General features: G+C 38.5%; 11 protein-coding genes and 2 rRNA genes (1 of these 13 running past the window's edge). 4 read left to right on the top strand and 9 right to left on the bottom strand.

Annotated elements, in window-relative coordinates:
- Window positions 1-191: 191 nt before the first annotated feature.
- From NAMH_RS03625 to NAMH_RS03615, 3 genes are read right to left on the bottom strand one after another with little or no spacing between them, the layout of a single operon-like run.
- Window positions 192-947 carry an ABC transporter ATP-binding protein gene (locus NAMH_RS03625; RefSeq protein ID WP_015901994.1) on the bottom strand — a complete coding sequence of 252 codons (756 nt, stop codon included), beginning with the start codon at window positions 945-947 and terminating at the stop codon, window positions 192-194.
- Between the two features lies 1 nt (window position 948).
- Window positions 949-1,929 carry a FecCD family ABC transporter permease gene (locus NAMH_RS03620; RefSeq protein WP_015902478.1) on the bottom strand — a complete coding sequence of 327 codons (981 nt, stop codon included), beginning with the start codon at window positions 1,927-1,929 and terminating at the stop codon, window positions 949-951.
- Entirely contained in the window at window positions 1,914-2,942 is a 1,029-nt protein-coding gene (locus tag NAMH_RS03615; protein ID WP_012663873.1) for an ABC transporter substrate-binding protein, read from the bottom strand. Before NAMH_RS03615 ends, NAMH_RS03620 begins: the two co-directional genes overlap by 16 nt.
- A 123-nt stretch (window positions 2,943-3,065) precedes the next feature.
- On the opposite strand from NAMH_RS03615, the gene NAMH_RS03610 reads away from it, so the two are divergent.
- Entirely contained in the window at window positions 3,066-3,680 is a 615-nt protein-coding gene (locus NAMH_RS03610; RefSeq protein WP_015901960.1) for a hypothetical protein, read from the top strand.
- On the opposite strand, the gene NAMH_RS03605 is transcribed toward NAMH_RS03610, so the two are convergent.
- Complete coding sequence (locus NAMH_RS03605; protein ID WP_015902543.1) at window positions 3,677-6,430, bottom strand: MutS-related protein; 2,754 nt, start codon at window positions 6,428-6,430, stop codon at window positions 3,677-3,679. The two genes, NAMH_RS03610 and NAMH_RS03605, sit on opposite strands and share 4 nt — an antisense overlap.
- Before the next feature lie 48 nt (window positions 6,431-6,478).
- Here NAMH_RS03605 and NAMH_RS03600 point away from each other — a divergent pair, with 48 nt between their 5' ends.
- From NAMH_RS03600 to NAMH_RS03590, 3 genes are read left to right on the top strand one after another with little or no spacing between them, the layout of a single operon-like run.
- Window positions 6,479-7,054, top strand: a complete 576-nt coding sequence (locus tag NAMH_RS03600) for a MarC family protein (RefSeq protein WP_015902071.1) — start codon at window positions 6,479-6,481, stop codon at window positions 7,052-7,054.
- Window positions 7,055-7,063: 9 nt separating this feature from the next.
- Window positions 7,064-7,336 carry a hypothetical protein gene (locus NAMH_RS03595; protein ID WP_015902361.1) on the top strand — a complete coding sequence of 91 codons (273 nt, stop codon included), beginning with the start codon at window positions 7,064-7,066 and terminating at the stop codon, window positions 7,334-7,336.
- Window positions 7,333-8,472 (top strand): MFS transporter, encoded by a 1,140-nt coding sequence (locus NAMH_RS03590; RefSeq protein WP_015901768.1) that lies wholly within the window; start codon window positions 7,333-7,335, stop codon window positions 8,470-8,472. The genes NAMH_RS03595 and NAMH_RS03590 overlap by 4 nt, the downstream gene beginning before the upstream one ends.
- Here the strand turns inward: NAMH_RS03590 and prmC are convergent.
- The 5 genes from prmC to NAMH_RS03565 form a co-directional block, all read right to left on the bottom strand.
- Window positions 8,462-9,235, bottom strand: a complete 774-nt coding sequence (prmC, locus tag NAMH_RS03585; RefSeq protein ID WP_012663698.1) for a peptide chain release factor N(5)-glutamine methyltransferase — start codon at window positions 9,233-9,235, stop codon at window positions 8,462-8,464. The two genes, NAMH_RS03590 and prmC, sit on opposite strands and share 11 nt — an antisense overlap.
- Complete coding sequence (locus tag NAMH_RS03580; protein ID WP_015902524.1) at window positions 9,232-9,891, bottom strand: SDR family NAD(P)-dependent oxidoreductase; 660 nt, start codon at window positions 9,889-9,891, stop codon at window positions 9,232-9,234. The genes prmC and NAMH_RS03580 overlap by 4 nt, the downstream gene beginning before the upstream one ends.
- Entirely contained in the window at window positions 9,888-11,081 is a 1,194-nt protein-coding gene (locus NAMH_RS03575) for a M48 family metallopeptidase (RefSeq protein ID WP_015902634.1), read from the bottom strand. The genes NAMH_RS03580 and NAMH_RS03575 overlap by 4 nt, the downstream gene beginning before the upstream one ends.
- A gap of 267 nt (window positions 11,082-11,348) precedes the next feature.
- Window positions 11,349-11,464, bottom strand: a 5S ribosomal RNA gene (gene rrf / locus NAMH_RS03570).
- Between the two features lie 50 nt (window positions 11,465-11,514).
- Window positions 11,515-13,370: ribosomal RNA gene (locus tag NAMH_RS03565) — 23S ribosomal RNA — on the bottom strand (it continues 1,054 nt past the right edge of the window).

The following is a 13,370-nucleotide window of genomic DNA, read 5'->3' as shown; positions in this document are numbered from 1 at the left end:
AACAACATAATTGCGTTAGCTATATAAAATAATGAAAAGTAAACAAGAGATTTTATATCCGCAGTTTCTGGTGCCAGACACTAATATGAGAATTAAGAAGGAAAACTTCCTTCTTGAAGAAACTTTTTAAAAGGCTTAATGAAATTTTATAACAGAAACCTTAAATTTAGATTAAATGACCGTTCATTAACTCAATTTTTAAACACCACTACATCAATACCTCTGTAACTGCAGATATCCACATCAATATTATATATTTTTTTTATCAGCTCGGCAGTAATTATTTCCCTACCGCCTTCCGCTTCAATTTTACCGTCTTTCATAAAAATAAACTTATCACAAAAGCGAAGCGCAAGATTTATATCATGCATTACAAGAATACTTAATATTTTTTTCTCTTTTGAAAATTCTCTTACAAGTTTAAGAACCTCAACCTGGTTTTTAATATCAAGGTTATTTGTCGGTTCATCCAAAAGCAGTACCTCACTCTCCTGCAAAAGCGCCCTTGCAATTACCACTTTTTGCAACTCTCCGCCGCTTAATTCATTCGTAGGTGTAAAAGCCTTGTTTTTTAAATCAAGTTTATCTAAAATATCCTCAACCCGTTTTAAATCCTCTTTTTTAGGAGAGCTTTTAAAATAGATCTTTCTGCCGAGCAGCAACGTATCAAACACATTCAGATACCCGCCTTCACTTTTTTGATTTACATATCCTATTTTTTTACCAAGCTCGGAAAAATCAAGTTTATGTATATCTTCCTCACCGAGATACACAGTACCTTTTTTAGGTTTAACAACCTTGGCTATTGTTTTTAAAAGCGTCGATTTTCCGGCACCGTTTACACCCAGTATCGCAACGACATCTCCGCGTTTAAGCTCAAAACTTATATCATCAAGTATTTTGTCGCTTTTATAGCAAAACCTTAAATTCTCTACAACAAACCTCATTTTATTTCCTGTATATTTTAATAAGAAGTATTAAAAAAAGAGGAGCCCCGATAAAAGATGTAAGAATCCCGACAGGCAGTTCTACCGGCGATAAAAGAATTCTTGAAGCAATATCCGAAAGCAGTAAAAGTCCCGCACCTATTATCGCACTAAGCGGCAGTAAAAACCTGAAATCCCCGCTTAAAAGCCTCGCAAAATGTGGAGCAATAAGCCCGATAAATCCGATTATTCCGAAATACGCGACACTTACGGCACTAAGAAGAGTGGCTATCAGTAAAGAAACCAGTCTTAAACGCCTAACGTTTACTCCCACGTTTTCACTCTCAACTATATCAAGTGCGTTAAAATCCCATTTTTTTATATAAAAGTAAATAAATGCAAGTATAAAAACCGTAAAAAGCACACCAATACTGAAATATTCCGCCTTGCTTAAATCGCCAAAACTCCAGTTTATTATGTTGCTAAGTTCCAAATCATCGGCAAAATACTGTAAAAACATACTTCCGCTTCCAAAAAGCGCACTGATTGCCACACCGCTTAAAATCAAAACTTCGGGAGTAAATCCTCTGAGTCTGCTAAGCGTCAAAATCATAAAAGTAACAACATTGGCCCCGATAAAAGCAAACAAAGCAAGATAAAGCGAATTAAAAAACACTATACTTAAACTCGCACCAAACAAAGCCCCGTGCGAAATACCGAGAGTAAAAGGTGAAGCCAAAGGGTTTTTCAAAATATACTGCATAACAAGCCCCGCCACACCCAAAGACGCACCTACAAACACCGCAGCAAGGCTTCTTGGTATTCTTATTTCGTATATTATAAAATATTCGTCGTTTTTGTTAAAAAAAGCGTCAATTATAGATGAAAAGGTATAATTGCCTTCCCCTGTTTTAACTGAAAGAATAAAAATAACAATAAGTACAATAAATGCAAACAGCGTTAAAAAAATATTTTTCTGTAATAGTTTTATATAATCCTGCAAACAAACCCTTTAAACAGTTTTTTAAATCCTCCGAAAAATTCGGCCATCGAATTATAACAAGGTTTGCCGACCAAAAACTTATAAATCTCATCAGTTTTTTGTTTAATATCGATATCTTTGAATTTTCCGGGCGCAAGAACTTTGCCGATATAATACGTATCCGCATAAGCCGTTCCTATATTGGTCATATAATTATTATACGGCAGTATCCCGTAAATTTCGTGTGTTTTATATGCTTTGAGGTGTTTTATAAAACTATCTTTAATAAACTTCATTCCGCTTTCGTCTATAAAAATCACATCCGGATTGAGCTTAAAAAGCGCTTCTTTATTTATAAAAATCTGTGATTTGGCATCTGAATTTATTACGTTTTTAATGCCCAGCATCTTAAAAGGAGGGAATTTAGGCATGGTTGAAGTTATACCGTGAAGTCCTTTGAATGCCACGGCACCGATATAGATCTTTTTATCGGTTTTGAATTTTCTTTTTTTGATATCTTTATCGAGGTTTTTAATATACTTTGTTACATCCTCGGCTCTTTTTTGTTTATTAAACACTTCTCCTAAGATCTTAATAGAATTAAACAGTTTTTCATTGGCAAACGTCCCGAGCTTACCGTAACTAATCACCACAACCGGAATGCCTGTTTTTGCCGTTATCATATCGGCTCTGCTTTTTGAAATATATCCGGCGATTATTACGTCTGGTTTTAATGAAATAATTTTTTCAAGGTTAATCTGCACATTCGGACCGCCCATTCCGACCACAGGCAGTTTAAGCAGCTCTTTATGTGCAAGTATGTAAGGACGTGCGAAAATAAATTTTTTTTCTCTTTTTTCAATTCCCGCAATTTTGTCTTGTGAGCCAAGATAAACCACCAGCCTTAACGCGCCCGGACCTACGGCTACGGCCTTTTTAATATTATCAGGAATATTTACGGTTCTGTTTAACGAATCGGTAATAACTTTCGCATTTAAAATTATCGCAACTAATAACAAAACAAGTTTTTTCATGTGATAACTCCAAAGAGAGGGATTTTCTAAAAGGGTCACTGAAATGATAGCACAAAAACTTAAATTTTTCTTAAATTTTAATTTTTCTTATATAATTTTAGAACAAAACTTTAAAGGAATAAAATGAGCTGTGTTTACTGCGACCATTACATCCTGTATAAATTAAAAGACGGCTATTATAAATGCGCCAAATGCAAAAGAAAATTCTCACCCAAAAAAATTGACAGAAAAGCAAAAATACTGCATGCATTCTTATTGGAATACACCCCGAGTCAAATTGCCGAAAAATTTGGATTTGCATATGCGAGTGTGGTTAAAGAGATAGGGCATATTAGAGAGGTTATGGCAAAGATCTGCGAAGACGAGTTTTTGAAAAAAAACGAAATTACGGAATTTGACGAATACCTCTATATACCGAAAACCAATAAAAAAGATCTCAAATCAATTTACACCGCACAAAATTTCCTGACAATTGATTACGGAGGCAAAATATACAATATATTACTTAACGATATGAAAGTATATGAAAACATGGACCCGGAAGAAATCAAAAAACTGCTTCGCCAAAGCCATATAATCAAAATCAAACAAAACATAAACATACCGATGTTTTGGGAATATTTTGAAAATTTTATTACAAAATTCAAAGGCATAAAAAAAGATAAATTTTTTTACTACCTTAAAGAAGCGGAATTCAGGTTTAATAAATTCAAAATAGAGGTCAAAGACATCGTCTAATCCGCCTCTTCAAAATGAAGCTCTATCCCTTTGCTTGTAGTAACAAATCCTGTTATTCTTATTTTTCCTTCATGAACCATTTTATGGTGTTTTTTGCATAAAGGTATGAGATTGTATTTGTGATGTACCGGCATATGGTCAATAAAGCCCTCTTTTGCCTTCTCTTTTTCTTTTATATGATGCACATCTTCCACCGGCTTGCCGCATATCGCACATGTGGTAACAAACAGGTTTTTGTTGTATCTGCTTTTTTTCTTTTTCAAAAGAAGCTCGATTTCACTGTATTCGTCGGTTAGTTTTTTACGTATGTTTTCAGCAAGTTTAATAAACTCTTTATCCATATAAATTGATTTTGCAAACTCAAGCCCGTAAACACTGCTTCCGCTTCCGTCTTTGAGTTTCCTGTCGTATACGAGTTTTTCCCCGTCAAACCACACTTCAAGGTGTTTTGCCACAACGTTTGAGAGGTTTTTTACCTCATCTATATCCATAAGCTGATGCAGGTGTGTGGCAAAGAGAAAGTTTATTTTTCTTTTTGCAAGTTTGATAACGGCACTCGCCACAATGGCAAGGGCTGAAGTGGTTTCAGTTCCGTGTGCTATTTCGTCACCAAGTACTAAAGAGTTCTCGTTTGCTCGGTTGAATATGTTTTTAAGCTCAAGCATCTCAACCGCAAAGGTTGAGAGCCCCTTGCTTAAATTATCACTCGCCTCTATTCTTGTAAATATCGCGTTATACGGACTGAACTCCATCTCGCTTGCAGGCACAAAAAAGCCCGCCTGAGCCAAAAATACCGCAATTCCGACACTCTTCATAAGTGAGCTTTTACCGGAGCTGTTGATTCCGTATAAAAGCATTCCGTCGTATTCGTTAAAATCGATATCATTCGGAACATAAACGCCGTTTTCCTGGTTTATTTCAATAAGCGGATGCCTTAAGTCTTTAAATCTCGCCTTTACGTTTTTGATTTTAGGTTTTGTGTAGTTGTACTCTTTTGCAACCTTTGCACTGCTGACCGCCACATCTATTTTTGCGATTTCATCGGAAAGGGAATTCAGTAAATCAAACTCCCTTTCAATCTCCTCAAGTTTTTTAATAAAAAGTTTGGTTGTTTTTTTTATGATTTTGTTTTGAAGTGCTATTATTTTATCGCTGATCTCTTCAATTTTATCACCGTTTATTTTCACGCTGTTGGTAAGCTGTTTAATCCTCAAATCGTCAAAAAAGAGTTTCTCCCCGTCTATATCTATAAACGTTTCATAAAATTTGTCTTTTATCATATTGAATCTGTTTTTGGTAAGGGTAAAATAAAAGCCTTCCTTATCAAGCTGGTTTATCTCAACTTTTACATCCCCCAGGCTTTCGATTTTTTTCTTAATGCTCAAAAGATCTTTATAATATTTCTCTTTTTCATCAATAAGCTCGTCAAGCGTCTTGTCCACGCCCCGTTTAAAAAAGCTCTCTTTAATATCTTCAAGTTTTACGTTTATTTTGTCAAGCTCGAAATTTCTTTTTATATAATCGCTGAAATTGTCTATTTTTGTTGTTCTTTTTTTGAGTTTGATGTAAATTTCGCTTATCGCCTCAAGGGATGTCAGCAGGAAACTGAGCTCAAACGGATGCAGTTTTTTAAGTTTTATTTTCCTGTCAATCTTTTCAAGGTCGTATATATCCCTTAAAAGCGGTTCAAATTCCTTATAACGGTTAAGCATAAAGCTTACGGATTTATACCGCTTTTCAAGCTCGTTTTCATCACGCACCGGGTTAAAAAGCCTCTCTTTTATAAGCCTTTTACCCATGGCGGTTTTTGTTTTGTCTATTAGTTTTAATACTTTATAAATCTCGAGCTGTTTAATCGGGTTGTTTCCGAGGTATGCGAATTTTTCATCCTCAATCAAAACAGGCTCTTTTAGTTTTGTAAGAAGCTCTTTATTGTGTGCTATTACAAACTCAAGCAGAATCCCCAGAGACTCCGTCACCAAAGGGAATTTTTCAAAATTCATAACTTCAATGGGACTGAGCAGACTCTGAATGTTGTAAACCCTTTTGAATATTTCATTCTGGTAGCTTATATCCATTCTTGTACGGTTTATTATGATGTTCTTACCGTCAAGCTCCAGATAATTTACAATCTCGTCGCAGTCGACGTTTTTAAGCGTGAGGATAATTTCATTTGACTTATACGTCTGAAGCAGCCTGAAAAGCTCATCCAAAGCAAAAGTCGGATCGTCTTTTGTGGAGTAGTTTTCATATACGTAGCTTTTCCCCGTCGTAACGTCTACATTCGCAAACCCCACATGATACGCCGAATATTTCTCAACAATTATAGAAGTTACGTAATTTTCAGGTGTTTTATTGTATTCGAGATTGACACCCGGAGATATTATTTCACTGAGATACCTTTTTACATTCGGAGGCGTTCCTTTTTGTTTTATAAGTATGATTGTGTATTTGTTCTCTTCAATCAGTTTCTCAAGATAACGATCAAGCGCATGATTCGGAAACCCGGCCATCAGAGGGTTTTTAACGTCAATTTCGGGAATTGATTTATTCTTTTTTGTAAGCTGAATGTTGAGTACGTTTGCAATTTCCCTGGCCTTTCCCACTCCCCCGGCCTCATATGTTTCAAAAAACGTTCCGACTTCCATTAATACAACGGCATTGGGATAAATCGAATCGTAATATTTTTGCAGATCAAAATATATTTCGGTTAAGAGCTTTTTTGAAGCGAGGAGTTTATTAATGTCCATGCCAGCCTTTTTTGTGTATAATTATACACTATTTTTTAAAGGCGTCTTATGGATATTTTGCATATTGCCGTAACACTTTTTCTTATTATGGATCCGTTCGGAAATTTCCCGGTAATTCTATCACTACTTAAAGACTATAACGACAAAGAAAAACTACAGATTATTATAAGAGAGCTTATTTTTGCGTTTGTGGTTATTTTTATTTTTATATTCTTCGGCAAAAACATAATGAACTTTCTGGGACTCAGGGAAGAATCAATATCAATTGCAGGAGGGATAATTCTCTTTTTAATCGCACTTAAAATGATTTTTCCAAGCAGTGATCCGATGTTTGGCAAAGAAAACGAACTCTACCTCGTCCCTATTGCAATTCCTATGATTGCAGGGCCTTCTCTTCTGGCCACACTCATTCTTTTTTCATCACAGTACGGAATTTCCGAGGTTTTGGGAGCTTCGCTAATTTCATGGACATTAAGTGCGTTAATTATTATAATTTCACTCAAATTTTCTAAAATAATCCCAAACCGCGTTTTCAGTGCGGTTGAAAAACTTATGGGTATGCTTTTAATTTCACTCTCCGTCCAGATGTTATTGGACGGAATTGCCAAATATTTACATTTTTAAGGAGATACAATGAAAAAACTGATCATTTTTGCACTTATTGCAACATTTTCATTCGCTTTTAACTGGAACAGTTTAGTAGGAGTATTTAAAAAAACGGTCAACACCCTAAGCTACACAATAGAAACAAGCGGAATCAATCCGAGGGTATATGAGTTTGACACACAGGGATATCCGAGAATGCACTGCGTAGTAGTGTTCAGAGACGACCCGAAAGCCGCACCCGCCATACAATGTATCGAAACAAAACCGGAATACATCAAACTGAATGAAAAACTGAAATGAAACAGTTTCAAAAATCAAAAGTCCTTTTAATTTCATTCGCACATTTTACACACGATATTTTCTCCGCCCTCCTGGCTCCCATTTTGCCGCTTCTTATTGAGAGACTCGGTATCAGCCTTACACAGGCGTCTTTTTTGGATATCGCAAGAAAAATCCCTTCACTATTCAACCCTCTTTTAGGTCTTATCGCCGAAAGAAACGACGCCAAATATTTTGTGATCCTCACTCCTTCAATTACAGCGGTTTCAATGGGGCTTTTGAGCCTTACGTCATCTTACGCGGTTGCTTTGTTTTTACTTTTTATCGCAGGAATAAGCGCGGCATTTTTTCATATTCCAAGCCCCACTATGATAAAAGAATTCTCAGGCAACCAGAGCGGTAAGGGAATGAGCTATTTTATGGTCGGTGGTGAGAGTGCAAGAACCGTAGGGCCGATTTTGGCAGCCGGGGTAATTTCTCTTTGGGGGCTTGACGGTATCTGGAAGCTGACACCTCTTGGAATACTCTCAAGCATTTTTCTATACATTAAACTCAAAGACTACAAAACAACTTTTAATGCCAAAAAGTTTGAAAAAGGCGAAATCAAAAGCGTTTTAAACAAAGTAAAGCCCTTTTTTACAATGCTTACGGTTTTTATTCTTTTCAATTACACTTCAAAATACGCAATATCTCTTTACCTTCCTTTGTTTCTCACACACAACGGCTACAGTGTAGAGAGTGCAAGTATCGCCTTTGGAGTACTTCAGGGGTTTGGGATTTTGGGTGCATTTTTTGCGGGAAGATTTTCGGATAAAATCGGAAGGGTAAATATGCTTATAATCTCAAGTATCGGCTCTGCTCTTTTTCTGATACTTTTTTTACTCTTTTTCAAAAACGCACTTTGGATTTTACTCGCACCTCTTGGTTTTTTCCTTTTTACTTCCTCACCGGTTTTATTGGCGTTTGTACATGATCTCAAAACGAACAAACCGACTTTTATCAACAGCATCTATATGGGAATAAATTTCGGAGTAAGCTCCGTTATAGTCTATCTTGTAGGACTTGTGGGAGAAAAGATTGGTCTATTTAAAACATTTGAAATTACAGTTGTATTAACGCTTGTTTCAATATTTTTTATAAACAGACTCAAAAAATAATCTCAATTCCTCTCACATTTCCCGCCAAATCGTTAAAAAATTCAAAACTTTCAGCCTTGTCTTTTAAAAATTCACTTAAAAGATTTTTTTGGTTATACCCTATTTCTATTACCGCAGCTTTGTATTTCAGATCTTTTGCTTTAAGGATAAGCTCCTTTACTATATCAAGCCCGTCATCCCCTCCGTAAAACGCTAAATCCGGCTCATAAACATTTGGTTTTTGCCAAGAATTTTCCACATACGGAGGATTGGAAACAAGAATGTCGGCTTTTATCTCCTCTCCTTCACATTTTAATAAATCACATTTTTTTACTTCAACATCGACATTATGTAAAGCTATGTTTTTTTCAGCCACTTCAATGGCTGTGTCACTAATATCCGTTGCAATAACTTTGGCATTTGTATGCTTGGCAATTTCTATCGCTATCACCCCGCTTCCCGTGCAGCAATCCACTATCTTACACTTTTCACTTTTCGTTTTACACTTTTCATTTATTAACTTTATCGCTCTTTCCAGTACTACCTCCGTATCATCCCTTGGAATCAGCACACCCTCTTTTATATAAAACCTGTCCCCGTAAAACCACACTTCCTCAAAAATATACTCAACCGGATATCCTGATTTTACTTTTCGCAAAATCTCAACAGCTTCTTTCGGCACTTCCAGATCATCATGCAAAAACAGCCATGTTTTGTCTTTGTTTAATACTTTTTCAAGTATGTAGCTTCCGTTTGTTTCTTTTAAAAAGTCTTTTATTTTCAAACCAGCCTCACATCCACAAAACTACCGTTTTCAAATCCGTCAAGTTTATCAATAGTATTTACAATTCTTAATACTCCCTCTTCCAGACTAACCCTGCCCTTTTCGACCCTGTCAAGGCTTGGAAATTTGGAATGATCTCCGCTTATTACCTTTTCTACCATATCCGTATCAATAACTCCCGGAGCCAAAGCGTAAATTTTAGAATCAATCTCTTTTGAGTAGATACTGACCATCATATTTACCGCACATTTGCTTAAAGAATATCCTCCCCAGCCTGGGTTTCCGTTTACGGCCGCCCCGCTGCTCATTACCACTATTTTTTCAGTAAAAGGAGCAAGTTCATCTATCAAAACCTTATTAGCCCATACATTAATATCAAATATATTTTGAAGCTCTTTAACACTCCAATACTTCATCTCTTTAATCTCACCCAATATTCCCGCATTTAAAATTGCCAAATCAAGCTCATCAATTTCAAGAGACTCAATGGCATGGGGAATCTTCTCATATGCACTTACATCCAGCCTGTAAAACCTAAGAGCATCGTCAAAGGGATTTTTTCTGCCTATTGCATAAACTTCATCCCCGTTTTCAATATAATACTTCGCAAGTCCGTATCCTATCCCTCTGCTAATCCCTGTAATCAATACTTTCATTTCTCATTCTCCAGCTTTTCAAGTCTTTCTAAAATAGGAGGATGCGAATAGTAAATAAACGAATATAGTTTGCTGACTCTCGGAAAGTGTTTGTTTTCGCTTACAAGTTTTTTAAGTGCGCTTGCAAGGTCTTTTTTGCTTACAAGCTCACTTCCCATTTCATCGGCGGCAAATTCGTTGTGTCTGCTGATAAGATTTACAAACGGCTGCAATACAAAGAAAATCACTTCACTGAAAAGCAGTGCCAAAATAATAATATTTGCACCGATTTTAGGCACCATAAGCTCTTTAAAAAGAGTATCGGGCAGATTGCCGAATATAGCAAACAATACAAAAAGCATCACACCCACAACTGCAATGTTTTTAAATATATCTTTGTGTTTGAAATGGCCAAGCTCATGTCCCAAAACTGCCAAAATTTCATCTTTGGTAAGTTTTTTAAGAAGCGTATCAAAAAGCACTACCCTTTTAGTATTACCAAACCCTGCAAAATAAGCATTTAACCTCGTATCCCTTTTACTTGCGTCCATTACATATATACCGCTGCTTTTAAACCCGACTTTAGCCATCATCTCTTCAATGGCATCTTTAAGTCCTTCATCTTCAAGAGGAGTAAATTTGTTAAACATCTGTGCAAAAAAAGGATATAAAAGATTAATCATTATTACTACACCGAATGTGAATACAAATCCGTATAACCACCAGTTTTTAAAATTCTCAATAAAATATATAAGTCCTGCAAAAAATGCACCACCAAATATTATAAATAAAAAAATCTTTTTAACTTCATCCACTAAAAACATACTCCAAGGCGCTACATTAAAACCGAACCTTTTATCTATATGCTTTTCCCAGATATTAATAGGCAAAGTTAAAATGTAGTTTATTGCAAAAAAAGCCAAAAGTATTTCAAGCTCACTAAGCAAAGAATTACTTTTGTAAAGTAAGAAATTGATAATAAACAGTCCTCCGCTAAGCCAAAAAACTACCAAAAAGAGTGAAATTAAAGCGTTAAAAATATTAAGAGTGTGCTTATATATAGAATATATCGCTGCGTCTTTATATGTTTCTATATCCATTAATACGGCACCGAGTCCAAATACGTTTTTAATATATAAAACTTCTTTTATTTCCAAAACTATTTTAATAAAAACATATATACCAAATATTCCAATCAACAAATTGACCATACTCAACCTTTTTTATGCGAATTATAGCATTTAAACATGATTAAAAAGAAATTTATAATCTCATACAAATAAAGATGATATTTACAAATATTCGAAAGGAAGAGGATGGAACATACAAATATTGACAGACATTGTAAACACTATAAACATACATAAGAACAAGAAAAGCAACAAATTTAAAAAGTGCCAGACCCTGACAGTTGTAGTTTAAAAGAAATTATTGAGAAGATGATCAGTAGCTTTAGGACTTACAGTATATACTATAAATCCTAGCAGGGACCTACTTTCCCACACCTGAAAGGTGCAGTATCATCAGCGCTGTAGGGCTTAACTGCCAGGTTCGGAATGGAACTGGGTGTTTCCCCTACGCTTTTCCCGCTAGGATTGATACTATATACTGAAAGTTAGCTGTTAAAAGTCTTGTCCATCACCGCAAGTAAAGCCATTCGGGTTATTAGTACTGGTCAGCTCAACCCCTCGCAGGGCTTACACCCCCAGCCTATCAAGCAGGTAGTCTTCCTGCACCCTCATGGGAAGGCTCATCTTGGAGTGGGCTTCCCGCTTAGATGCTTTCAGCGGTTATCCCTTCCGAGCTTGGCTACCCAGCACTGCCCTTGGCAGGACAACTGGTACACCAGTGGCTCGTCCAACCCGGTCCTCTCGTACTAGGGTCAGCTCTCCTCAACCTTCCTACGCCCACGGCAGATAGGGACCGAACTGTCTCACGACGTTCTGAACCCAGCTCGCGTACCGCTTTAAATGGCGAACAGCCATACCCTTGGGACCTGCTCCAGCCCCAGGATGCGATGAGCCGACATCGAGGTGCCAAACCTCCCCGTCGATGTGAGCTCTCGGGGGAGATCAGCCTGTTATCCCCGGGGTACCTTTTATCCTTTGAGCGATGGCCCTTCCACTCAGAACCACCGGATCACTAAGACCGACTTTCGTCTCTGCTCGACCTGTTTGTCTCGCAGTCAGGCTGGCTTGTGCCTTTACACTCTGCTGACGATTTCCAACCGTCATGAGCCAACCTTTGTGAGCCTCCGTTACTCTTTAGGAGGCGACCGCCCCAGTCAAACTACCCGCCAGGCACTGTCCCCCAGCAGGATTACTGCTGCGGGTTAGTAGGCAGGATATCCAAGGGTGGTATCTCAAGGACGGCTCCACCCGAGCTGGCGCCCGGGCTTCATAGCCTCCCACCTATCCTGCACATGGATATCCCACCTACAATGCCAAGCTGTAGTAAAGGTCCACGGGGTCTTTCCGTCTTGCCGCGGGTAGGAGGAATTTTCACCTCCACTACAATTTCACTGGATCCCTCCCTGAGACAGCCCCTCACTCGTTACGCCATTCATGCAGGTCGGTATTTAACCGACAAGGAATTTCGCTACCTTAGGACCGTTATAGTTACGGCCGCCGTTTACCGGGGCTTCGGTTCACCGCTTCGCCCAAAAGGGCTAACGGATCCCCTTAACCTTCCGGCACCGGGCAGGCGTCACACCCTATACTTCCTCTTGCGAGTTAGCAGAGTGCTGTGTTTTTGGTAAACAGTCGGCAAGAGCGCTGCGCTGCGACCCCTTTCGGCTCCACCCGCAGGGGGCTTCACCTACTCGGGGCACACCTTATCCCGAAGTTACGGTGCCAGTTTGCCGAGTTCCTTAGGGAGGGTTCTTCCACGCGCCTTAGAATACTCATCCCGCCTACCTGTGTCGGTTTGCGGTACGGGCTACTAATAGCTCAAACGCCTTAGAGGCTTTTCTCGGCACGACGGCATCACCGATTCCCCCTCCGCTCCGAAGAGCTTTGGGGGCCTGTCAGGTCTCGGCCTAGCGTGAGGCGGATTTGCCTACCTCACAGCCTACACCCTTCGAGCCACTATTCCATCAGTGACCTCGGTTAGCCCTATGCGTCCCCCCTTCGGCTCGCTATTAGTAGGTAACGGAATATTAACCGTTTTTCCATCGACTACGCCTTTCGGCCTCGTCTTAGGTCCCGACTAACCCTACACTGACGAGCATCGTGTAGGAAACCTTAGGCTTTCGGCGGATGGGATTCTCACCCATCTTATCGCTACTCATGCCTGCATGCTCACTTGATGCCGCTCCACTGCTCCTCACCGGTACAGCTTCGACGCTGACATCAACGCTCTCCTACCACTCTAGTCCAACTAGAGTCTACGACTTCGGCGGATAGCTTTAGCCCCGTTATATTTTCGGCGCTCCCCCGCTCGACCAGTGAGCTGTTACGCTTTCTTTAAAGGATGGCTGCTTCTAAGCCAACCTCCTGGTT

The organism is Nautilia profundicola AmH, from assembly GCF_000021725.1.
In the GTDB taxonomy this organism is placed as follows: domain Bacteria; phylum Campylobacterota; class Campylobacteria; order Campylobacterales; family Nautiliaceae; genus Nautilia; species Nautilia profundicola.
This window is presented reverse-complemented; position numbering and strand designations above follow the sequence as displayed.